The organism is Arcobacter ellisii (assembly GCF_003544915.1).
Classification (GTDB): domain Bacteria; phylum Campylobacterota; class Campylobacteria; order Campylobacterales; family Arcobacteraceae; genus Aliarcobacter; species Aliarcobacter ellisii.
Window position 1 is genome coordinate 1,950,753 of sequence record NZ_CP032097.1, and the last position, 22,131, is coordinate 1,972,883.

A 22,131-nucleotide genomic window follows, 5' to 3' on the forward strand; every position below is an offset into this window, starting at 1 on the left:
ACTATCCTTTTTTATTTTTTTGTTTGGAAAATTGTTCCACTATTATGATTTCCATCAACTAAAAAATCATAAGCATTTTTTAAATCAAATCCAGATGTAAGATACATAGGAATTCCTCTTTGCATTAAAAAACTTGCAGCTTTAAGTTTTGTTACAATTCCACCTGTTGCAAATTCAGAATTTGCACTATGTTTCATTTCTAACTCTTCTTCTTTTATTTCATAAACATTTTTTTGTAAAACTGCATCTGAAAACTCTCTTGGATTTTTATTATAATATCCATCTATATCTGATAAAATTGCTAACATATCAGCTTTAAAATAATAAGCTACATGAGCAGCTAATTGGTCATTATCTCCAAAAACCAACTCATCAGTAGCAATTACATCATTTTCATTTATGATTGGAAGAATATTATTTTCAAGTAAAATTTCCATCACATTTTGTGCATTTTTTGATCTTTTTCTTGAATCAAAATCATCTGCAATAAAAAGCATTTGAGCACAAGTTATATTATGTTCTTTAAATCTTTTTTTATAATTTTTAAGTAATAAAGGTTGCCCAATCGCAGCTAATGCTTGTTTATTTGCAACTATCTTTTTATCAAGTTTTAAAGAAGTATATCCAGCACCAACAGCACCAGAAGATACTAAAATAACTTCAAGATTTTTTTCATTTTTTAATTTTGCGATTAAATTTACTAAATTGTTCATTCTCTCAAGAGCTAATTGACCATCTTGAGTTAAAACAGCAGTTCCAACTTTTATTACTAATCTTTTATTTGCAGGTAAAATTACATTATGTTCCATCATTTACCTTGTTCTAATAAATTATATAAAGCAAAGCCTAATTGTTTAATATTTAATTTCGTTAAAGAAGAGATTGGTAAAACAAAATATGGTTTAGTTTCATCAAATCTTGAATAAATTAAATCTTGAATATAGTAAGGATAATCAGCTTCAAATTTAAACTCATTTGAAGTAGTCACTTCTAAACCAATTTCATTAATAAACTTTTTAATATCACCTTCTAAATCTTCACCAAAATATCCATCAATTTTACTTAAAACTATTGCAAAATTTCTTTTTGATAACTCAGTAGAGAACTTAGCAACTTCTTGTTTTAAAACATTGTATTGGTCAATCATAGTTCTATAATTTGCAACATCAATTACAAAAAGTAGAGTTTTTGTTCTTTCTATATGTTTTAAAAACTCTAAACCTAAACCTCTTCCTTCACTTGCTCCATCAATAATTCCTGGAATATCAGCCATCACAAAAGAGTTATAATCACCAACTCCAACAACACCTAGTTTTGGAGTTAATGTTGTAAACTCATAATTTGCAATTTCAGGAGTTGCGTTTGATGTTACTGAAATTAAAGTTGATTTTCCTACGTTTGGATAACCAACAAGTCCAACATCTGCAATTAATTTTAACTCTAATCTAATTTTTCTAGTAGTTCCTGGAAGTCCTGGTTGAAAATATGTTGGTCTTTGATTTCTTGAATTTTTAAAGTGAACATTTCCTAATCCACCTTTTCCACCTTCTAAAAATAGAACTTTTTTCCCAACTTCTAATAAATCAAAAATAACTTCATTTGTCTCATCATCAATTACTTGAGTTCCTGGAGGTACAATTAAAACAAGTGCTTCACCTGACTTTCCTGTCATACTTCCACCTAAACCTTGTTTCCCATTTTCAGCTTTAAAGAATTTTCTTCCTTTGTAATTTGATAAAGTATCAGTATTGTTGTCTACTAAAAAATAAACATCTCCACCTCTTCCTCCATCTCCACCATCAGGTCCACCTTTAACAACAAATTTTTCTCGTCTAAAAGCTGCACATCCCTGTCCACCCTTTCCAGATGTAACTGAAAATCTAGCGCTATCTATAAACATAATAACTTTCCTTTTAATAAATAATTAAAAACTAAAAGTAAAATCTTATTTCACTGTTAACTTTTAATTAGTTATGTTGATTTTTAAATAAAAAAAGGGTGTAGGCAAAAGCCATACACCCTTTAAAGAAACTAAATTTGATTCAGAATTACGATGCTGCGTAAACTGAAACTTTTTTTCTTTTTTTATCTTTAATTTCAAATTTAACAACACCGTCAATTAAAGAATATATTGTATGATCTTTACCCATACCAACATTTTGACCTAAATGTACTTTAGTACCTCTTTGTCTAATGATAATATTTCCAGCTCTTACAACTTCACCACCAAATTTTTTAACACCAAGTCTTCTACCAGCTGAATCTCTATTATTCTGTGTACTTCCCTGACCTTTTTTGTGAGCCATAATTGTTCTCCTTAACTTTTGTTATGCTTATGCAGCGATTTTAGTAATTCTAATTTTTGTGAAGCTTTTTCTGAAACCTCTTTTTAATTTAGAATCTTTTCTTCTTCTTTTTTTGTAAATGATTACTTTTTTAGCTCTATTTACACCAGTACCATCTAATACTACAACTGCTTCAACTTTTGCGTTTGCAACTGCATCACCAGTTTTTAACTCACCGTTGTTTACAGCTAAAACATCAGTAATTTCTAAAGTTTCTTTAGCAGCTAAACCAGTATAATCTACGTCTAAGATATCTCCCTCAGAAACTTTATACTGTTTTCCACCACACTTGATAATTGCGTACATCTTTTTTCCTCTAATTCAATTCTATATGCATAAGTCGATACTCGTTCATATTAACTCTATTTTTCGAACCGGAATAGTATCTTAATTTAGTTTAAACTTTCTTTAAGTCTATTATTTTAATGGTAATCATTTGCTAATGCAATTGCATCAACCATAATTAGAGCATTTTTAGGTAACCCTTTTACTGAAATTGTTGTGCGAGCAGGTTTATGATCCCCAAATGCTTCTGCAAATAAAACATTAACTACACCAAAATCTTCAATATTTTCTAAATAAACTGATACTTTAACAACTTTTTCTAGTCCACTATCAGCATCTTCTAAAAGTGTTCTAAGATTTGACAATACTTGTCTTGTTTGAATTTTAATATCTCTTTCTATCATTGTACCATCTAAAGTTACTGGAACTTGTGCAGATGTATAAATCATACCATGTACTTTAACAGCAGGAGAATAAGGACCTATTGCTAAAGGTAAATTATCACTTTCAATAAATTTCATTGGATTTTCCTTAAGTTTAAATAACTTTTTGGAATTCTACAAAAAATAAACTACTAATAAAATAAATTTTGAAAATTAATTTTTATAGATTATAACTTACAAGTTTTCCTTGTTTTAATTGATAAATATTATCTTTAATTTTTCTAATTAAATTTGCTTTTTGTTTAAAATCCAGACTTTTATCATATGAAATTGCTGTTAATTTATTTGTATAAAATTTATATACTAATGTAAGAAGTTCTTGATTAAGTCTTTCATCATCATAATTTTCAAGTTTTTCATTTAAAATAATTGAATTTAAAGATGGATTTTCTATATCTGTTAAAACTAATTCAAATTCATTTCTATGAAATTCAAACATTGAAGCATCTACTATATCTAAAACAGCATCTAACCTTTTTGGTTTTTCAAGAATTGATTTTATAATACAAAGTTCTGCAATATCAATTTTTGATAAATTAACATCATTAATTCTTTGTTTATCTGAACTAATTTTTACTAAATTCTCTCTTACATTTAATTTTTGAGCTAGATATCTTTTATATTCATCTTGATTTAATAAACTTAAACTTTTTAAATAATCATTTGCTTCATTTAAAGCTTTTTGTTTTTGATTAGGTTCATTTATATCGTACTTTGAAATAATATAATCAATTGCATAAGGAATAAAAGGAATTGGATTTAAAAAAATATTATTTAATTCTTCAATTTTTTTACCTTTTACCATATCAGCAGGGTCTTGTCCATCACTAAAAATTACAACTCCACCTTCAAAATCACTTTGACTAAGCATTACTGAAGCTTTAAAAGCAGCTGCAAGTCCAGCTTTATCACCATCATATGCAAGTACTACTTTTGGTTCACCTCGTCTTAGAAGTGGTAAATGCTCAAGAGTAAGGGCAGTTCCAAGTGTTGCAACTGCTGTATTAAATCCTGCTTGATGAAGCATTATTACATCTAAGTAACCTTCACAAACAATTATTTGTTTATTTTTATAAATTTTCTCTTTTGCTAAATGATAACCATATAAAAGTCTTGATTTATTAAAAAGTTTAGTTTGAGGGGAATTTACATATTTTGCATTATGTCCAGTTATTGTTCTTCCACCAAAACCTACTAGTTTTCCATTTATTGAATAAATGGGAAAAGTAATTCTTTCTATAAATCTTGAATATAAACCATTTGTTCCAGTATCAATAACACCTAATTCTATGGCTTCTGTTAAATTAAAATGATTTGATTTTAAAAAATTTATTGTATCAAGAGAAACAGGAGCATATCCTATTTCAAATTTTTCTATAGAAAAATCAGAAATTCCTCTATCTTTTATATACTCTTTTGCTACAGAATTATTTACAAAAAGCTTTTGATAATATTTATTAACTTCTTCTAAGATTCTTATATCTTGTTTTTTTTCAGTTGTATTTTCATAATCCAATGTAAAATTATACATCGAAGCTAATTTTTCTATTGTTTCTGGATATGTTGTTTTTTCATATTCCATTACAAATTTTATAGAGTCACCACCTGCCCCACATCCAAAACAGTGATATATTTGTTTTGCTGGACTAACTACAAAAGATGGAGTACTTTCTCCATGAAAAGGACAACAAGCCTTAAAATTTGCTCCAGATTTTTTTAATTCTATAAATTGAGAAATTACATCTACAACATCAAGATGATTTTTTAAATTTTCTATTGACTCTTTTTTTATCATAAAAAGGATTATACTCTTTTATTCGTTTATATGAACTTTTATGTTAATATGCAACACTTTTTAAAACAATTAATAAAGGTTTTATCTGTGGATAATATAGTTTTAGAGTATAGAGACCCTCTACTTGGAATAATAATTATTGTTGCTCTAATTTTTATAATATCTTTTATAACATACTCTTACGGTATTTATAAAGAGAGAAATGCAAGAAAAGATTATAGAAAACTCTCTTTAAGATTTGAGCTTGGAAAATTAAAAGAAGAAGATTATGTACATTTATATAAAACTTATAATCTTCCTTTTGACTCTATTTTACTTTTAGCTTCATCTTTTTTACATAAAGGTGATTATAATAAAGCCATTTCTGTTTATTTGACTCTACTTGAACATGTAAATGATAGAGTAAAAAAAGAGGAGTTATTAGAACTTTTAGGAACAACTTACTTTAAAGGTGGTTTTTTACAAAGGTCAAAAGAGATATTTTTAAGAATTCTAAAATTCTCTCCACATAACAAAAATGCTTTAAAATATCTATTACTTGTAAGTGAAAAACTAAAAGACTTTAAAAAAGCAAAAGAGATTGCCTCTTGTTTAGAAGAGTTAGATATAGATATGAAAATCGATAAAATATATCTTGATGCTTTAATAATTTTAAATGATTCAATTTTATCATTTGAAAGAAGAACTGAACTTCTATATGAAATTTTTAAAGAACACAAAATCATTGAAAGAATATTTGTAAGTTTTCTAATTCAATTTAACAAACCATTTTTTTGGGAACATATAAAAGAGTTCGATTGTTCAAAATTTATTGATATTATGTGGTACTTAAACTTTGATGATATAGATTTTAATAAAGTTCTTGATAACTCTTTTTTATTGGAAGTTTATAACGCAAAAGGTCATTTAAAAAATTTAGAACATAGTCATGATTTTGATTTAGATATTTTGATGCTTATAAATAGACATGAACATAAAATTAATGCAACATTAGATTTTGAATTTATTTGTAGTTCATGTAAACACTCTCATCCTGTTTTTGATACAAGATGTCCACATTGTCATAATATACTAACATTTAATGTAAAACATCATTTAACAAAATCTTTTTATGAACCATATCAATCTTTACAATAAAAAAAGATTTAAAATAAAAAAATAACAATATATAACATAATAAAAGATGTGCTATACTTCCATAAATTTTAACAAAGGACACAAATGAGTGATTATTCGAAATTGGAAAAGTGTTTGGATTATCAGTTTAAAAATAAAAATCTGATAATCGAAGCACTTACCCATAAAAGTTACAAAAAACCTTACAATAATGAACGTTTAGAGTTTTTAGGTGATGCTGTTTTAAATCTAATTGTTGGAGAATATTTATATTTAAAATTCCCAAAATCAAATGAAGGTGAATTATCTAAGATTAGAGCTTCTTTAGTAAATGAAACAGGTTTTACAAGACTTGCAAATGAAATAAGATTAGGTGATTATATTTTTATTTCAACAGCTGAAGAAAGAAACAAAGGAAGAACAAAAGCTTCTATTTTATCAGATGCCTTTGAAGCAATTATGGGTGCAATTTATTTAGAATCAGGACTTAATACTTTAAAACCTATTATTTTAAGATTATTAGAAAAATCTTATGACAAAATTAATCTTGATGTATTATTTAGTGATTATAAAACAGCTCTTCAAGAGATAACTCAAGCTAAATTTGCTTCAATTCCAGAATATAAAATCGAAGGTTCTTATGGACCAGACCACAAAAAAGAGTTTGAAGTATCAATTTGGATTGATGGAACAAATTATGGTTATGCAAGTGGGAAAAGTAAAAAACTAGCTCAACAAGCAGCAGCAAAAATTGCTATAGAAAAACTAAAAGGAGAATAACCAATATGAATACATTTGGTCATAGATTTAGGTTTACAACTTTTGGTGAATCTCATGGAAAAGCTCTTGGATGTATTGTTGATGGAGTTCCAGCTGGAATAAAAATAGATGAAGAGTTTATCCAAAGCGAAATGGATAGAAGAAAACCTGGTCAAAATAAATTTGCAACAGCTAGAAAAGAAGGTGATGTTGTAGAAATTTTAAGTGGTGTTTTTGAAGGAATAACAACTGGAACTCCAATCTCTATGGTAATTTTTAATGAAAATCAAAAAAGTAGTGATTATTCAAATGTAAAAGATTTATTCCGTCCAGGACATGCTGATTTTACATATTTTAATAAATATGGAACAAGAGATTATAGAGGTGGAGGAAGAAGTAGTGCTAGAGAAACAGCTGCTAGAGTTGCTGCTGGTGCTATTGCTAAACTTTTATTAAAAGAATTAAATATAGATATCAAAAGTGGAATTTGTGAAATAGATGGAATTCAAGCTTCAACATTTGATTTTGAGAATGTTTCTAATTCTGAAATATTTGCTTTAGATAAAAATGTTGAAGAAGCTCAAAAAAATGCTATTTTAGAAGCTAAAAATTCACATAATAGTGTTGGTGGAGTTGCACTTATAAATGTAACAAATCCTCCTATTGGTCTTGGTGAACCACTTTATTTTAAACTAGATTCTCAAATAGCAAATGCAATGATGGGAATAAATGCTGTAAAAGCTGTTGAAATTGGAGATGGAGCACTTTCTTCAAGAGTAAAAGGTTATGATAATAATGACCAAATAAGAAAATCTGGATTTAAAACAAATCATAGTGGTGGAATTCTTGGTGGTATTTCAAATGGCGATGATATAAATGTAAAAGTTTATTTCAAAGCAACTCCATCAATTTTTATAGAACAAGAAACAATTGATATTTATGATAATGAAGTAGAATGTAAACTAAAAGGAAGACATGACCCTTGTGTTGCTGTACGTGGAAGTGTTGTTGCTGAATCTATGATGGCGTTAGTTCTTGCAGATATGGTATTACTTAATATGTCATCAAAAATGGAAAATGTTAAAAAAGTTTACAATAAATAAAATTCTTTTTCTTATTATTCTTTCTTCAAATTTATTAGCAAATGATGCTAATAAATTTGTTCAAGCTTATCCTGATTTTATAAAAGAAGTTTCAAATAACCACTTAATTTGGAATGATAATGAGAAAATGATTTTCGATGATAAAATTGAAAATAAAACTTTTCAAGAAAAACTAAATAATCCTTCATTAAAAAATCAACTAGATATTCCATATATAAAACTATCTGAAAATAAAGATTATATACCTTCAAAAAATGAAGATGCTGGAAGAATAAGATATGAACCATTTTTTAAAAAAATGTATGGTTCAAATCAAAAAGAAGTAAAACAAAATCTTGTAAAAATTATATGGTTACCCAAAAGCTCTAAAAAAGTATTATGGGTTAATAAAATAAATGACATAGATAAAAAATTAGAATCTATATCAAATGAAATAGAACAACTTCCAAATAATATAAAATCTTTTGCCCAATATCCAAGTGGAGCTTTTAATTGGCGAAAGATTAGTGAAACAAACAGATTAAGTGTTCATAGTTTTGGAATTGCAATTGATTTGAATGTTAAAGATTCACATTACTGGCTTTGGGATAAAGGCAAAAAAGATTTTACTTATAAAAATAAAATACCTTTGGAAATTGTAGAAATTTTTGAAAAATATGGATTTATTTGGGGAGGGAGATGGTATCATTATGACACCATGCATTTTGAATATCGTCCAGAACTTCTTAATTAAAGAAGCATTTAATTTCTTTTGATTATAATTTCAACATAAAAGCAACTCTTTGGTCAAGGGTTGCTTTTTTTATTTATCTTCTTTTTAACTCAAATTTTAACTCTTCAAGTCTTGCAATTCTATCTTCAGTTGTTGGATGAGTTCTAAATAAATTTCCAATATTTGATTTTAAACCTGAAAATGGATTTATAATAAACATATGAGCTGTTTGTTCAGTTGCATTATGTATTTGATGTCCACTTCTTGCATAATTTTCAAGTTTTGCTAAAGCACTTTGAAGACCAGCTGGATTTCCTGTCATTCTAGCAGCTCCTTCATCAGCCATAAACTCTCTACTTCTACTAACTGTCATTTGAATAATTGAAGCTGCTATTGGAAGTAAAATTGCCATAACTATCATCATAATTGGATTTGAGCTTTGTCTATCGTTACTATTAGTAAACATTGCACCAAATTGCATCATATTTGCAATCATTGCAATTGCTCCTGCAAAAACTGCTGCAATTGTTCCAATTAAAATATCATAATGTTTTATATGTGATAATTCATGGGCAATTACACCTTCTAATTCTTCTTCATTTAACATCTCATATAATCCCATAGTAACAGCAACAGCAGCATGTTCATGGTTTCTTCCTGTTGCAAAAGCATTTGGAGTATGATCAGGTATTAAATAAACTTTTGGCATAGGAAGCCCAGCTTTTTGTGTTAATCTTTGTGTAATTCTATAAACTGGATGTCTAACATCTTCTAAAGGTGTAGCATCATAATGTTTTAGCACTTGTTGGTCTGAATAATAATAAGCATAAAAATTCATACCACCAGCTATTAAAAATGCTATTAACATTCCATTTGTTCCACCAAATGAATAACCAATAAATACGAATAATACGGTTAGAAATGTAAGTAGAAAAACTGTTTTTATTTGCTCCATTTTATTCTCCTAAATTTTTTGTGATTTTAGCTAATATTAGTTAATAAAAATTAAACTAAATATTATTTAAAATTGACTCTTTTTTATAGGGTACTTTAGCACTTGGAGTCACTTTAGAAGTATTTTCAAGATGCACATCTTGGTCATCAAAAAAGATATCTGCACCAAAAGCTTTTACTACTTCATATTTGTCCACTCCTCCTAAAAAGAAAGCTTCATCAAGTCTTACTCCCCATTGAGAAAGGGTTCTTATTACCCTTTCATGTGCAGGAGAATTTCTAGCTGTTATAAGTGCCGTTCTAATTGGAGTTTGTTCTTCATGATATTTTGCTTGAATATTTGAAATAACTCTTAATAATTGTGCAAAAGGACCACTTTTCATAGGATTTGAGGCATTTTGTTTTTCATATTCTAAAAATGCATTTAATCCTTGTGTTTTATAAATAATTTCTGATTCTTCTGAAAATAAAACCGCATCACCATCAAAAGCAATTTTTACTTGAGTTGAAAATTCATCTTCATCATTTTCATAAGGTAAAATTCTAGCTGCTGCTATTCCTTCATTTATTGCTTCTTGAACATCTTGTTCATTTGCTGAAAGAAATAAATCAACTTTAAATGGTTTTAAATATTTTGAAATATCACTTCCGCCACTCCAAGCTGACCTTGCAATATCAAGTTTATATTTTTCTATAGATTTTGTAATTCTTAAACTTGTTGCAGAATTATTCCTTGACATAATAATAACTTCTACTTGTTTATCATCAGGAAAATCTTCATTGATTCTCAATAGGTTTTTAACTAATCTAAAACCTGTTCCTTTTTTTGGTAATACATCTTCATTTTCAATTTGATATTTATAATATTCATCTAAACCTTTTTCTTCAAATATTTTATTTTCATCTTCTAAATTAAATAAAGCTCTTGATGAAATGGCTATTACTAATTTTTTGTTTAAATCATATCCCAAAATAGTATCCTTAATTTTTTTTATTATACAAATTTGTAGCTATAATATCTATATATTAGATTTTTTATAAGAAAAAAAGCTTAAATTATTTACAATCAAACATTATTTTTAAATCAAGAGTAGGTATATGAAAAAACTTTATATTGTACGACATACAAAAAAAGAGGATGAAGACTTAAATCAAGATGATTATGATAGAGAATTATCAGAAGATGGAAAAACTGAAGCAAAAAATATTGCTGAGAATTTTGCAAAAAAAAATCCTCAAATTGATTTAATAGTAGCTAGTCCAGCAAAAAGAACAAGAGATACAGCAGAAATATTTGCAAAAGCATTAAACTATAAAAAAACTATCATGTTAAATGAAGTTTTATATATGGCATTTGTAACTGAGTTACTTGAAACTATCTCTTATACATTTGATACTGTTGATTCTATGTTATTAGTAGGTCATAATCCATCATTAACTGCTTTAGCTGTAACATTAGTTGGCTTTAAAGAGAAGTTTGAAATGGGTGGAATTATGGAAATAAATTTTGATTGTGATAGTTGGATTGAAATTTCAAAAGAGAATGCTATTTTAGTAAACTACGAAAAACCTCTATAAATAACAAAATCTTTTTTTGATTTTGTTATTTAGTCTAAATTTTTATTTAAAAGAACTAAAGAAGCTAATTTTGTTAGTTCTGTAATTTTTTCTTTATTTAACTCTTCATCACCTAAAACTGAAGAAAAAATTTCAGTAAAATTTTGTCTTGCCCAAGTTCTAAGTTCTGTTGCATTCATAAATTTATTAGTTGAGATTACTTTTCCTTTTTGATTAGTAACTGTAACTTTTGCTGTATCATTATTTTCAAAATTACCTTTAATTCCATCATTATTTGAAATTTGATAAGTAACTTTTGCTTGATAAATTTTCCCTTTAACAACACTTCCATCATCAATTACTTTTCTTGGAAATCCACTCTCTTTAAAAAAACCATCCCATTGGTCTGCAAATAATAGTGAAAAACTAAACATCATAAAAACAATAATTTGTTTCATTTTAACCTCTAAAATATTTCTATTTACCTAAACAAAATTCACCAAACATAACATCTAACATCTCATCATTTTCATAAGGTCTTGTAATTGATGAAATATTTTCCAATGCTTCTGTTATAAAGTGGGCAAAAAACTCTAATTCGCCACTAGATAATGGCTCTTTTGATAAATTGATATTATACAATGTATTTTCAACTGAAGATACTTGTCGTTTTGAAATTAATGTCATCTCATCACCAAAAGTATTTGAATCTAAAATCTGTTCAACTCTTTTAATAAGTGGATTTATATCCTCTTTTGTTGAAAGTTCAATAAAATTATTTAAAATTGATTTATCAAACAAATTGTCTAAATCAGATTTATTTAAAACTTTGATTATCTCTTTATTTGAATTTTCATTTATTAATTCTAAAATTTTTTTATCTTCATCATCACAATTTTTACTATTATCAAAAAGTGCAATTACAATATCTGCTTCATTTAAAGTCTCTATTGATTTTTCAATTCCAATTTTTTCAATAACATCACTAGCATTTCTAATACCAGCTGTATCAACTATTTTAATTATATGCGTTCCAATTTTTACAGACTCTTCAATAGTATCTCTAGTTGTTCCTGCAATATCAGAAATAATTGCTCTATCATAGTTTAAAAGTTTATTTAAAAGTGAAGATTTTCCAACATTTGGTTTTCCAATAATTGCAACTTTAAAACCTTCAATCATTCCTTCTCTTCTTCTACTAGCTTCTAATGTATTTGATAATTTTAAAGTAATTTTTTGAAGTTTATTCTCTATTTGTTCATAAATATCAGTAGGTAAATCTTCTTCTGCATAATCAATAGAAACTTCTGTATAAGCTAACATAAAAAGTAAATCTTCTCTTATTTCATTTACGAAATTTGTTAATTCACCTTTTAATTGACGTGCAAGTAATTTAACCGCATCAGCACTTCTTGCTTCAATAATTTTTGATATAGCTTCTGCTTTACTTAAATCTATTTTATTATTAAAAAAAGCTCTTTTTGAAAATTCTCCAGGATTTGCTAATCTTGCACCAGATTTTAAAACTTCATCAACTATCATATTTGCAATTGCAACTCCACCATGACATTGAAACTCAACAACATCTTCTCCAGTAAAAGAAAATGGTGCTTTAAAATATAAAACTAAAGCTTCATCAATAATTTCATTATTTGTATCATAAAGATATGAAAGTGTTGCTAATCGTGGTTGGAAAGTTGTTTTTTTTGAAATTTTAGAAGCGATTGCAAGAGCATTTGCTCCTGAAATCCTTACAATTGAAATAGAACCTATTCCATTTGCTGTTGCTATTGCAACAATTGTAGCATCATCAAACAAGATTAAATTTCTCTTGCTCTGTACTCATTTACAAGTACGTATTTATCACCTCTAACATTTGTTTTTACTGCAACATATTTGTCAGGGAACTCTTCTCTTAATCTTTTTAAAGCAATGTGAACTAAAATACCATCAAGTGGTTTAGTTTTAAAAGTACCTTTTTCTTTGATTATTTCAATAATTGGCTCTAAATAAGCATGAATTGCATCTTCTTGATTTTTTAAAAATTCTGCAACTTCTAATCTTAACATTAGACCATATTTTTCATTTATCCAATTAAATAAGATATAAGATAAAGCTTTATATCTATAACCTTCTTTTCCAATTAAAAGTGCTGAATCTTCACCTAAAAACTCTATGTATAAAGTCTCTTCATCATAAAACTCAACATTAATATCTTCAATTTTGTAACATGTATTATCAAATAAAAGATTTATTCCCTCTTTTACTTCTTCTAATATTTTTTCTTTATCTTTTTTAATTACAATTTTTGACATTTCTGTTTGAGAATTTTCTTCATTATAAAAATTGTCAAAAATTTTATCTTTTGATTCAACTTTTGGAACTTTAGATAAAGGCTCTTTTTTCTCAGATGGAGTAGCAGGAACTTCTTTATTTGAATTTTCTATTCTTTGAGAAATTTCTTCTATTTTTACATCTTTATTTTTAAAAGTTTTTGTTTCTTGTACATAAGTTTTACAACTATTTTTAAAACATGCTTGAATAATCGCATTCTTTTTTCCAAAACCAAGGAATCCCTTACTTGGTTGTTGGATAACTTCAATTTCTAATTCTGTAATAGAACAGTTAAAATCTGCTGTTGCTAATTCATAAACTTTTTCTAAACAATTTGCTTCAAACTTTTTCATGAGTTTTCCTATGCTTTTTCAGCTCTTTTTCTTTCAAATACGCTATTAATATAGTATTGTTGACCAATTGTAAATAGATTATTTATAAACCAATATAACGTAAGTCCTGCTGGGAACCACAAGAAGAAGAATGTGAAAATAACTGGTAAAAATTGGAATATTTTCTTTTGCATTTCATCTTGCATTGTATTTGGTGTAATTTTTTGTTGTAAATACATTGTTACACCCATTAAAATTGGTAAAACAAAATAAGGATCCATTTCAGCTAAATCGTGAATCCAGAATATCCATTCTGCACCTTTTAATTCGATTGCATTTAATAAAACCCTATAAATAGCAAAGAATACTGGAATTTGTAAAAGTAATGGTAAACATCCACCCATTGGGTTTGCACCATGTTTTTTGTAAAGTTCCATCATATGCATTGATTGTTTTTGTTTATCATCCTTATATTTAGTTTGAATTTCTTTCATTTTAGGTGCTAAATCTTTTAATTTTTGCATAGACACCATACCTTTATATGATAAAGGATATAAAACTAATTTAATTAAAATTGTAAGAATTACAATTGTCCATCCCCAGTTACCAACATAACCTTGAATAAATTGTAATAATATAAACATAGGTTTTGCTATAAAAGTAAACCAACCATAATCAATTACATCAATTAATTCAGGATTTAAGCTTTCTAAATCTCTATGATTTTTTGGTCCAATATATCCAGAAAATGAAATATTATTAGAACCATGAACAAATGCTTGAGGATTTGAAGAAGAATCAGGCATTAAACTTAAAGTTAATGATTTTTCAAAGTTATAGATTACTGTTGCATAATATCTATCAAAATTTGATATAAATTTTGTACCTACAATTGTTTCATTTTTATCTAAATCACCATCTTCAATAGTTTTTAATGTACTATCATTTAATTTAGCAATAAAACCATGAACCGCATACATATCAGCTAAAACATTTGGTCTAAATCCATTTGTAATAAAAAATTGTTTATCATTTGTAGTACTTACACTTAAATCATAATGTCCATCAGGATAGATAGTAAATTTTTTAGTTAATACTGTATCGCCTAAATTTTGAGTTAAAACTAACTCTTGTGCACTTGTAGATGCATCAACATTTGATGAACTTGCAACTACACTAACTTTAAATGCTTCTGTATTTATATTTGTATCAGCAAATCTAACTTCTAAAGGTCTTAACTGATTTGATTCAAATAATTTTATTTGATTTCCATTTTCATCTTTATATTTTTCTTCAAGTAGAGTTACTTGTGCCACTCTTCCTAAAGTATCAATTTCAATAATACTTTTTGCTGTTTTAATAACTGAAACAATTTGATTGTTTGCAATTGCTTTAGAAGATAATGCCTCAACTGATTTAGACATATCAACTGGATTTCCATTTACATCTGTTGCAACCATTTGAGTTGCAGCTGTATTTACATCAGGTGCAGCATTTTGTTTTTGTGCTTGCTCTTGTTTTGCTTTTTCAGCTTTGGCTTCTTGCTGTGGTTTTAAAACTAAAAACTCATATGCTATAAAAAATACAAAAACAACCAATGTCATAATTAACATTCGTTTTTGCATACCATTATTTTGATTCATGTTGTTCATTCTTCTTTTTCCACTCCCGATTTTTTACTACTAAATACTTTCCATTTTTCAATGGTATATACCAATATATTATTTTGATTTTTTTATAATTGATATTCTGATTTGCTCTCAACTTTACTATTGGATAATCAAATCCACCCTCAAAAAGTTGATTACATTTTAATATGCGCAATATTGTAAAATAAAACGCCTTAAAAAAAGTATTATTATCCAACTGCCATAGTGCATATTGGGAACAAGTTGGATAATATCTACATGATCCAAAAGATAAAACTGTTAAATATTTTTGATAAAATTTTATCAAATATTTAAAAATAAATTTCATTTTAAAACTTCTAATCTTTTTAATGCAAAGTCAAAATCTTTTTTTAATTCTAAATAATTTTTTTCATGTAAGGTAATTTTTGCAACAAATATATAGTTACCAACTAATAATTGTTTTTCATATGAAGCAAATAAAGCACGCATTCTTCGTCTTGCTTTATTTCTATTTACTGCATTCCCAACTTTTTTTGAAGTAACAAAAGCAGCTTTTAATGTAGGGCTAGAACTAAAAAAAGCGACAAAGCTGGCAGTGTGCCATCTTTTGCCGCTTTTATATAGTCTGTTAAAGTCTTTTGGACTATTAAGTCTGTGGTCTTTGCTTAAACAGCTAATCTTTTTCTACCTTTAGCTCTTCTAGCATTAATTACTTTTCTACCATTTTTAGTAGCCATTCTTACTCTGAACCCGTGAGTTCTTTTTCTAGGAGTATTATGTGGTTGATACGTTCTTTTCATCTTAGATTTCCTCTATATTCACTAAATAAGTTGTGGATTATAGTTAAATTTTACTTAAATATTGTTTAGGCAATATTAACAACTACCTCATCATTTTGAACATCAAACTCTATACTACTTCCCTCACCTATTTTATCTTCTAAAATTAAATCAGCAAGTTTATCTTCAACTATCTCATAAATTGCACGTTTTAACGGTCTTGCACCATAAACTGGGTCAAATCCAATTTTTGCAATATACTCTTTTGCATTTTGTGTTAAAGAAATTTTTATATCTTTTTCTTCAACTTTTTTCTTAATATTATTAAATAAAATATCTACAATATTTGTAATAGCACTTAAATTTAATTGCTCAAAAATAACAATATCATCTAATCTATTTAGAAATTCTGGTCTAAAATGCATTTTTAATTCATCTAAAACAGCTTTTCTTCTCTCTTCTTTATCAGAAATCTCAATTATTCTTGCACTTCCAATATTTGAAGTTAGAATAATAATTGTATTTTTAAAATCAACTGTAACACCTTTATTATCAGTTAATCTTCCATCATCTAACACTTGTAATAAAATATTAAACACATCAGGATGAGCTTTTTCAACTTCATCAAATAAAATAACACTATATGGTTTTCTTCTAACAGCTTCTGTTAATTGACCACCCTCTTCATATCCAACATAACCAGGAGCTGCTCCAACAAGTCTTGAAACCGCGTGTTTTTCCATATATTCACTCATATCAAATCTTATAAGCGATTTTGCATCATCAAACAAAAATTTTGCTAAAGTTTTTGCACTCTCTGTTTTTCCAACTCCAGTTGGTCCAAGGAATAAAAAACTTCCTATTGGTCTTGAAGTTTCACTTAATCCTGCTTTATTTCTTTTTATTGCTCTACTAATAGCTTTAATTGCCTCATCTTGTCCAATAACATCTTGTTTTAAAACCTCTTCAACTTTTAAAACTTTTTGTTTTTCACTATCCATCATTTTATTAACTGGAATTCCTGTCCATCTTGAAACGATAGATGCTATTGCTTCTTCATCAACACTATTTCTTAAAAGTGTTCCCTCTTTTTGCATTTGTTCCCATTTTTGAGCATTTTCTTTTATTTTTGCTTCAAGTGCTGGGATTTCTCCATACTCTATTTTTGCTGCTTCTTCAAATTTTGATTCACGTTTTGCAATATTTGCTTTTGTTTTAAGTTCATCAATTTTTACTTTTAATTCACTTGTTGCATTAAATGTTTGTTTTTCATTTTCAAATCTAGCTTCTAAATTTTGTTTTTCTTCATTTTTATTTGCTAACTCTTTTTCTATTTGTGCAACTCTTTCTTCATTCTTTTTATTTTTTTCCATTTTAAGAGCTTCTTTTTCAACATTTAATGTTTGAATCTCTCTTTTTATAGTTGAAAGTGCAGTTGGTTCTGACTCAATTTGCATTTTAAGTTCAGCTGCTGCTTCATCTATTAAATCTATTGCTTTATCAGGTAAAAATCTATCAGTAATATATCTATTTGATAATTTTGCAGCTGCAACTAAAGCACTATCATTTATTGTTACATTATGATGAGTTTCAAGTTTTTCTTTTATACCTCTTAAAATTTGTAAAGCTTCATTTACCGTTGGTTCATCAACTTTAACTGGTTGAAATCTTCTTTGCATTGCTGCATCTTTTTCAAAATATTTTCTATACTCTTTTAATGTTGTTGCACCAATTGTATGTAATTCACCTCTTGCAAGACTTGGTTTTAAAATATTTGCAGCATCCATACTTCCTTCACTAGCACCTGCTCCAATTATTGTATGAATTTCATCAATAAATAAAATTATATTTCCAGCTTTTTTAACCTCATCAATAACAGATTTTAATCTATCTTCAAACTCTCCTCGATATTTTGCACCTGCAATTAATGCACTCATATCAAGGCTTACTACTCTTTTGTTAAGTAAAGATGTAGGTACATCTTTATTTACTATTCTTTGAGCAAGTCCTTCAGCAATTGCAGTTTTACCAGTTCCTGGTTCTCCAAGTAAAATTGGATTGTTTTTTGTTTTTCTAATTAAAATTTGCATCATTCTATTGATTTGTTCATCTCTTCCAATAACTGGATCAAGTTCACCATCAATAGCTCTTTTATTCAAATCTATTCCATATTTATTTAAAGCTTCTAAATTATCATCTGCACTATTACTTTCAATAGTTTTTCCAGCTCTCATTGCTTCAAGCTCTTTTTTTGCTTCTCTTAAATCTATATATTTACCTAAAACTTCTTTCATAATTGGTAAATCAAAATTCGATATAAGCCAAGTATCAATAGCTATAAATTTATCTCCATTACTAGCCATTTGACCTTCTGCTTTTTGTAAACTTGCAAGTAGATTTCTTGATAATTTTATATTCTCTTTTGTTACACTACTTACACTTGGTAATTTTTGTGCATTTGATTTAGCTTCAAGTTCAATAGCTGCTTTATTAACATTCATTTTATTTAATAATTGATTTAATACTGAATTTGTGTTTGTTAGTAAAGCCCAAAGTAGATGTATAACTTCCACTTCTTGATTTTTATTATGTAGAGCAAGTGCAACACTTGAATCTATTGTTTCATGCATTTGATTTGTCATTTTTTCAAAAATATTATTACTCATTTAGCACTCCTATTATTTAATTGCTAATAAAATTATAGCACTTGAGTCATATTATGTCAAGTTAAATATGAAAATCTAATATCACTTTTTCATTAATTGGAATTTCTAAGGTAACTAAACAACCTTTGTATTTGTTTTCATTATTTAGAAAATCTATATTTTTCATAAAAATTTTACCTTTCATATGCTCAACAATAATTTGATGTGACATATATAGTCCTATTCCTGTTCCTTGAGATTGATGTTTTGTTGTAAAATATGGTTCAAAAACTTTTGAAATAATTGACTCTTCAATACCACCTCCATTATCAGATATTTCTATAAAACAATTTTCATTTTTTTTGTATGTTTTAATATTTACAAATCTCTCATCAATTTCTGTATTAATTAATGCATCTTTTGAATTATTCAAAATATTGATTATTACTTGTAAAAACTCATTTGGATATGCATTTATTTTCAAATCATCTTCATAATTTGCACTAATTTTTATATTATGATTATCCAAACTTGATTTTAAAAGTTTTAAAACTTTTTCTATACTCTCATTTACACAAAAATCTTCAAGTTTTTTATCTGCTTTAAAATAATTTCTAAAATCATCTATTGTTTTTGAAAGATATTGAGTATTTTCAACAATTAAATCAAGAGCTTCATTTAATCTTTCTTGACTAATTTCTCCATACTCTTTTTCAAGTTTTATACCACTTGCACAAGTGCTTATTAAACTCAAAGGTTGTCTCCATTGATGAGCAATATTTCCTATCATTTCTCCCATTGCAGCCATCTTTGACTGATTTGCGAGTAATCTATCTTTATCTTTTATTTCTGTAATATCAATCAATGTTGATAATTTAAGAGTTTTCCCATTCAAATGAATAAATTTCCCTTGTCCTAAACAGGTAAATTTTTGATTTTTTATAATCACATCAAATTCATAAGGAGTTGTATCTTTTTTATAATTTTTAATCAATAACTCTTTATAACTTTCATCAACAAAATCTAAAAGATTTTTGCCTATTAACTCTTCTTTATTTTTTAAATGAAAAAATTTTATTGCTACATTATTAGCATCAACACAAATTCCTCTATCATGAATTACCATAATTTCCATTGTTGAATTAAATAAAACTTTAAAGCTATTTAATGAAGATTCTAAAGACTCTTCTCGTCTATCTATTTCAATTTTCATTTTATTAAAACTATTTAACAAAATATTAAACTCACTATAATACGAGGTATTTACAGAAATATCATAATTCCCATTTGTAATATTTATAGCTGTTCTTTGTAACTCATCAAAAGACTTAAATACCCTTTTTGAAATTCTAAGTGACAAAAATATTGCTAAAGAAATAAATAAAATCATTCCTAAAAACATTGAAAGAATCATTCCATTTAAAGATTTCAAAATAGAATCATAACTTTCACTAACCACAATCTTCCAACTTGTTTTTTCGATTGTTGTGTAAGTTCCATATAAATTTTCATCAACAATATTAGAATAATATATAGCAAAATTATAAGGTAAATGTTTGTTGATTAATTTTGAAAATACTTCATTTCTATTTTCATTAAATCTTTGTAATACCAAATCTGGATTATTTGGATTTAATATTAATGTTCCATTTTTATCAAATATTTTAGTCATATGAATATTACTTTGTGTTTTAAATCTTGATATAAACTCTGCGATTTCAGTTAATCTTATCATTAAGACCACAACTTTATTATCAATCCTAAAACTATATGATAGGGATGCTTCGTCATCAATTGTAAATAAAAAAACATTTGACCAATAATCATTTTTATCTTTATTCAATTTTGAATAATACTCCTGATTTGAATAATCAAATCCTTTATAAATATTCAAATTTGTTAAAGCATAAAAATCTTCTATAATCCCATTTTCATCTAAAACTAAAATTGCAGAAATATTTTTATTTGTATTAACTATACTTTTCAAAAGCATAGTATTTGTATCTTTATAATTATTTTTTAGATAAATTGATAAATCATATATTTTTGATAAATATTTGTTTACTTCTGATTCAATATGATATAAAATTTGCTTTTGATTATGCTCAACAATTGTTAATTTTGAAAAATAAAAATTTACCATTGAGGCACAACTTATAAATATCGTTATAAAAATTGAAAATGATATTAGTATATTTAATATATCTTTTTTTAGACTTTTTTCATTTTTCATTTTATTTTCTCAAATTTACCATTTACGACTTTAAAGGTATTAAAATCTCTAACAACATCACCAAATTCATCAAAAACTATTTTATTTTGAAGTCCTTGAAACTCTTTTTTTATCAAAATATTTTTCTTAAGTTCAGTCTCTTTTCCTATTTTTAAAAGTTCAATAATTATTTTTGCTAATTCGTAACCTTTTGCAGCGTACATTGAAGGGAAAATATTATATTTATTTTGGAAATTTTCAACAAATTTTAAAAATCTTTCATTTTTAGAATCTACATCATAATCTATGTTAAAAATAATTCCTTCACTATATTTTCCACTATTTTCAATAAATGTTGAAGTCATTGCCCACTCAGAAGAAGCAATTTGAGTTGAAATACCATTTATTCTTAAATATTGAACAACTCTTGCTCCATCAACTGAATTTGCACAAATTAGTAATAAATCAGGATTTTTTTCTTTTATATCTTCTACTAAAAATTCTAAATCTTCAGTTGTTGCATATTGAATAAATTTTTCTTGACTCTTTTTATAAAAAGTTTTTTCAAAATTTTCTAAGTAATCTTTTGTATAAGTTATATTTTGAGGATCATAAATTCCATAAATTTTTTTGAAACCTAAATCATTTATATAAGTTGCAAAACCAGAAAATCTTTGTTCATTATTTGCGACATGAACCCTAAAAAATTGGTCATCTATGCCAGAAAATTCATTACTTGCAGAAGCAGCTGAAATCAAAAACATATCAGGGTGTTGATTTATAATAGACATAGAAATTTTAGTCATACTACTTGTAACATTTCCTATGACTATTTTTATTCCTTGGTCTATAAAATCATTAACTATTTTTTTGTTTAATTCAATATCTTTTTTATCATCTTTGAAAATAAGTTCAATCTTTTTACCATTTATTCTATAATTTTCTTCTTCAAAAGCTAAAACTATCCCGTTCATCATTGCATTTCCCAAAACTGAATATTTTGCAGTTAATGCTCCTACAAACCCTATTTTTATAACTTCTTCTTTTTTGTAAAAGAAAATATAAAATGTTGTAAAAAAAATAAGAAGTAAAATTGTGATTAAAACAAAGCTTTTTTTCATCTTATTTC

General features: G+C 26.6%; 23 protein-coding genes. 5 read left to right on the forward strand and 18 right to left on the reverse strand.

All coding sequences use genetic code 11. The annotated features are described in order from the left end of the window. Positions 1-11: 11 nt before the first annotated feature. The 6 genes from proB to dnaG all read right to left on the reverse strand — a co-directional run bounded on the left by proB (position 12) and on the right by dnaG (position 4,868). A complete protein-coding gene (gene proB, locus AELL_RS09915) occupies positions 12-809 on the reverse strand; it encodes a glutamate 5-kinase (protein WP_118917811.1) in 798 nt (265 codons plus the stop codon). Continuing rightward, on the reverse strand, positions 809-1,900 hold the full coding sequence (obgE, locus tag AELL_RS09920; RefSeq protein ID WP_118917812.1) for a GTPase ObgE: 1,092 nt from the start codon (positions 1,898-1,900) through the stop codon (positions 809-811). Before obgE ends, proB begins: the two co-directional genes overlap by 1 nt. A 148-nt stretch (positions 1,901-2,048) precedes the next feature. Beyond that, entirely contained in the window at positions 2,049-2,306 is a 258-nt protein-coding gene (gene rpmA / locus AELL_RS09925; protein WP_014474792.1) for a 50S ribosomal protein L27, read from the reverse strand. Between the two features lie 27 nt (positions 2,307-2,333). Beyond that, positions 2,334-2,651 carry a 50S ribosomal protein L21 gene (gene rplU / locus AELL_RS09930; RefSeq protein ID WP_118886870.1) on the reverse strand — a complete coding sequence of 106 codons (318 nt, stop codon included), beginning with the start codon at positions 2,649-2,651 and terminating at the stop codon, positions 2,334-2,336. A gap of 116 nt (positions 2,652-2,767) precedes the next feature. After that, positions 2,768-3,151: a RidA family protein gene (locus tag AELL_RS09935; RefSeq protein ID WP_118917813.1), complete on the reverse strand. Its 384-nt coding sequence runs from the start codon at positions 3,149-3,151 to the stop codon at positions 2,768-2,770. Between the two features lie 82 nt (positions 3,152-3,233). Next, a complete protein-coding gene (dnaG, locus tag AELL_RS09940; protein WP_118917814.1) occupies positions 3,234-4,868 on the reverse strand; it encodes a DNA primase in 1,635 nt (544 codons plus the stop codon). Between the two features lie 87 nt (positions 4,869-4,955). Between dnaG and AELL_RS09945 the strand changes: the two genes are divergently transcribed. From AELL_RS09945 to AELL_RS09960, 4 genes are all read left to right on the forward strand, one after another. Further along, positions 4,956-6,005 (forward strand): tetratricopeptide repeat protein, encoded by a 1,050-nt coding sequence (locus AELL_RS09945; protein ID WP_118918650.1) that lies wholly within the window; start codon positions 4,956-4,958, stop codon positions 6,003-6,005. Positions 6,006-6,089: 84 nt separating this feature from the next. Continuing rightward, a complete protein-coding gene (gene rnc, locus AELL_RS09950) occupies positions 6,090-6,764 on the forward strand; it encodes a ribonuclease III (protein ID WP_118917815.1) in 675 nt (224 codons plus the stop codon). Between the two features lie 5 nt (positions 6,765-6,769). Beyond that, entirely contained in the window at positions 6,770-7,846 is a 1,077-nt protein-coding gene (gene aroC / locus AELL_RS09955) for a chorismate synthase (RefSeq protein ID WP_118917816.1), read from the forward strand. Next, positions 7,821-8,579: a M15 family metallopeptidase gene (locus tag AELL_RS09960; RefSeq protein ID WP_118917817.1), complete on the forward strand. Its 759-nt coding sequence runs from the start codon at positions 7,821-7,823 to the stop codon at positions 8,577-8,579. Before aroC ends, AELL_RS09960 begins: the two co-directional genes overlap by 26 nt. 73 nt (positions 8,580-8,652) lie before the next feature. Here AELL_RS09960 and htpX read toward each other — a convergent pair whose 3' ends face one another. Next, on the reverse strand, positions 8,653-9,513 hold the full coding sequence (gene htpX / locus AELL_RS09965) for a zinc metalloprotease HtpX (RefSeq protein WP_118917818.1): 861 nt from the start codon (positions 9,511-9,513) through the stop codon (positions 8,653-8,655). Positions 9,514-9,568: 55 nt separating this feature from the next. After that, entirely contained in the window at positions 9,569-10,483 is a 915-nt protein-coding gene (locus AELL_RS09970) for a 5'-nucleotidase (RefSeq protein WP_118917819.1), read from the reverse strand. Between the two features lie 127 nt (positions 10,484-10,610). Between AELL_RS09970 and AELL_RS09975 the strand changes: the two genes are divergently transcribed. Next, the gene (locus AELL_RS09975) at positions 10,611-11,090 is read left to right on the forward strand and encodes a SixA phosphatase family protein (RefSeq protein WP_118917820.1); all 480 of its coding nucleotides are present in this window, start codon (positions 10,611-10,613) and stop codon (positions 11,088-11,090) included. Between the two features lie 29 nt (positions 11,091-11,119). On the opposite strand, the gene AELL_RS09980 is transcribed toward AELL_RS09975, so the two are convergent. The 10 genes from AELL_RS09980 to AELL_RS10025 form a co-directional block, all read right to left on the reverse strand. Next, positions 11,120-11,527 (reverse strand): hypothetical protein, encoded by a 408-nt coding sequence (locus AELL_RS09980; RefSeq protein ID WP_118917821.1) that lies wholly within the window; start codon positions 11,525-11,527, stop codon positions 11,120-11,122. A gap of 19 nt (positions 11,528-11,546) precedes the next feature. Beyond that, positions 11,547-12,887, reverse strand: coding sequence for a tRNA uridine-5-carboxymethylaminomethyl(34) synthesis GTPase MnmE (mnmE, locus tag AELL_RS09985; protein WP_118917822.1), 1,341 nt, complete (start codon positions 12,885-12,887; stop codon positions 11,547-11,549). A gap of 2 nt (positions 12,888-12,889) precedes the next feature. Continuing rightward, the gene (locus tag AELL_RS09990) at positions 12,890-13,756 is read right to left on the reverse strand and encodes a Jag N-terminal domain-containing protein (RefSeq protein WP_118917823.1); all 867 of its coding nucleotides are present in this window, start codon (positions 13,754-13,756) and stop codon (positions 12,890-12,892) included. Between the two features lie 8 nt (positions 13,757-13,764). Next, positions 13,765-15,387 carry a membrane protein insertase YidC gene (gene yidC, locus AELL_RS09995; protein ID WP_118917824.1) on the reverse strand — a complete coding sequence of 541 codons (1,623 nt, stop codon included), beginning with the start codon at positions 15,385-15,387 and terminating at the stop codon, positions 13,765-13,767. After that, on the reverse strand, positions 15,365-15,712 hold the full coding sequence (gene yidD, locus AELL_RS10000) for a membrane protein insertion efficiency factor YidD (protein ID WP_118917825.1): 348 nt from the start codon (positions 15,710-15,712) through the stop codon (positions 15,365-15,367). The genes yidC and yidD overlap by 23 nt, the downstream gene beginning before the upstream one ends. Then, positions 15,709-16,044 carry a ribonuclease P protein component gene (rnpA, locus tag AELL_RS10005; protein ID WP_118917826.1) on the reverse strand — a complete coding sequence of 112 codons (336 nt, stop codon included), beginning with the start codon at positions 16,042-16,044 and terminating at the stop codon, positions 15,709-15,711. The genes yidD and rnpA overlap by 4 nt, the downstream gene beginning before the upstream one ends. Continuing rightward, entirely contained in the window at positions 16,032-16,166 is a 135-nt protein-coding gene (rpmH, locus tag AELL_RS10010; protein WP_014474809.1) for a 50S ribosomal protein L34, read from the reverse strand. Before rpmH ends, rnpA begins: the two co-directional genes overlap by 13 nt. Positions 16,167-16,231: 65 nt before the next feature. Then, positions 16,232-18,811 (reverse strand): ATP-dependent Clp protease ATP-binding subunit, encoded by a 2,580-nt coding sequence (locus tag AELL_RS10015; protein WP_118917827.1) that lies wholly within the window; start codon positions 18,809-18,811, stop codon positions 16,232-16,234. 61 nt (positions 18,812-18,872) lie between these two features. Next, positions 18,873-21,023: an ATP-binding protein gene (locus tag AELL_RS10020; protein WP_118917828.1), complete on the reverse strand. Its 2,151-nt coding sequence runs from the start codon at positions 21,021-21,023 to the stop codon at positions 18,873-18,875. Continuing rightward, positions 21,020-22,123, reverse strand: coding sequence for an ABC transporter substrate-binding protein (locus tag AELL_RS10025; RefSeq protein WP_118917829.1), 1,104 nt, complete (start codon positions 22,121-22,123; stop codon positions 21,020-21,022). Before AELL_RS10025 ends, AELL_RS10020 begins: the two co-directional genes overlap by 4 nt. Positions 22,124-22,131: the final 8 nt, after the last annotated feature.

What these genes read in the sequence shown, in the direction of transcription:
- rpmA (WP_014474792.1), bottom strand. Translation starts at nt 2,306, where the DNA reads ATGGCTCACAAAAAAGGTCAGGGAAGTACACAGAATAATAGAGATTCA.
- AELL_RS10015 (WP_118917827.1), bottom strand. Translation starts at nt 18,811, where the DNA reads ATGAGTAATAATATTTTTGAAAAAATGACAAATCAAATGCATGAAACA.
- AELL_RS09960 (WP_118917817.1), top strand. Translation starts at nt 7,821, where the DNA reads ATGTTAAAAAAGTTTACAATAAATAAAATTCTTTTTCTTATTATTCTT.
- rnc (WP_118917815.1), top strand. Translation starts at nt 6,090, where the DNA reads ATGAGTGATTATTCGAAATTGGAAAAGTGTTTGGATTATCAGTTTAAA.
- rpmH (WP_014474809.1), bottom strand. Translation starts at nt 16,166, where the DNA reads ATGAAAAGAACGTATCAACCACATAATACTCCTAGAAAAAGAACTCAC.
- yidD (WP_118917825.1), bottom strand. Translation starts at nt 15,712, where the DNA reads ATGAAATTTATTTTTAAATATTTGATAAAATTTTATCAAAAATATTTA.
- htpX (WP_118917818.1), bottom strand. Translation starts at nt 9,513, where the DNA reads ATGGAGCAAATAAAAACAGTTTTTCTACTTACATTTCTAACCGTATTA.
- AELL_RS10025 (WP_118917829.1), bottom strand. Translation starts at nt 22,123, where the DNA reads ATGAAAAAAAGCTTTGTTTTAATCACAATTTTACTTCTTATTTTTTTT.
- obgE (WP_118917812.1), bottom strand. Translation starts at nt 1,900, where the DNA reads ATGTTTATAGATAGCGCTAGATTTTCAGTTACATCTGGAAAGGGTGGA.
- dnaG (WP_118917814.1), bottom strand. Translation starts at nt 4,868, where the DNA reads ATGATAAAAAAAGAGTCAATAGAAAATTTAAAAAATCATCTTGATGTT.
- AELL_RS09990 (WP_118917823.1), bottom strand. Translation starts at nt 13,756, where the DNA reads ATGAAAAAGTTTGAAGCAAATTGTTTAGAAAAAGTTTATGAATTAGCA.
- AELL_RS09935 (WP_118917813.1), bottom strand. Translation starts at nt 3,151, where the DNA reads ATGAAATTTATTGAAAGTGATAATTTACCTTTAGCAATAGGTCCTTAT.
- AELL_RS09975 (WP_118917820.1), top strand. Translation starts at nt 10,611, where the DNA reads ATGAAAAAACTTTATATTGTACGACATACAAAAAAAGAGGATGAAGAC.
- yidC (WP_118917824.1), bottom strand. Translation starts at nt 15,387, where the DNA reads ATGAACAACATGAATCAAAATAATGGTATGCAAAAACGAATGTTAATT.
- AELL_RS10020 (WP_118917828.1), bottom strand. Translation starts at nt 21,023, where the DNA reads ATGAAAAATGAAAAAAGTCTAAAAAAAGATATATTAAATATACTAATA.
- proB (WP_118917811.1), bottom strand. Translation starts at nt 809, where the DNA reads ATGGAACATAATGTAATTTTACCTGCAAATAAAAGATTAGTAATAAAA.
- aroC (WP_118917816.1), top strand. Translation starts at nt 6,770, where the DNA reads ATGAATACATTTGGTCATAGATTTAGGTTTACAACTTTTGGTGAATCT.
- rplU (WP_118886870.1), bottom strand. Translation starts at nt 2,651, where the DNA reads ATGTACGCAATTATCAAGTGTGGTGGAAAACAGTATAAAGTTTCTGAG.
- AELL_RS09980 (WP_118917821.1), bottom strand. Translation starts at nt 11,527, where the DNA reads ATGAAACAAATTATTGTTTTTATGATGTTTAGTTTTTCACTATTATTT.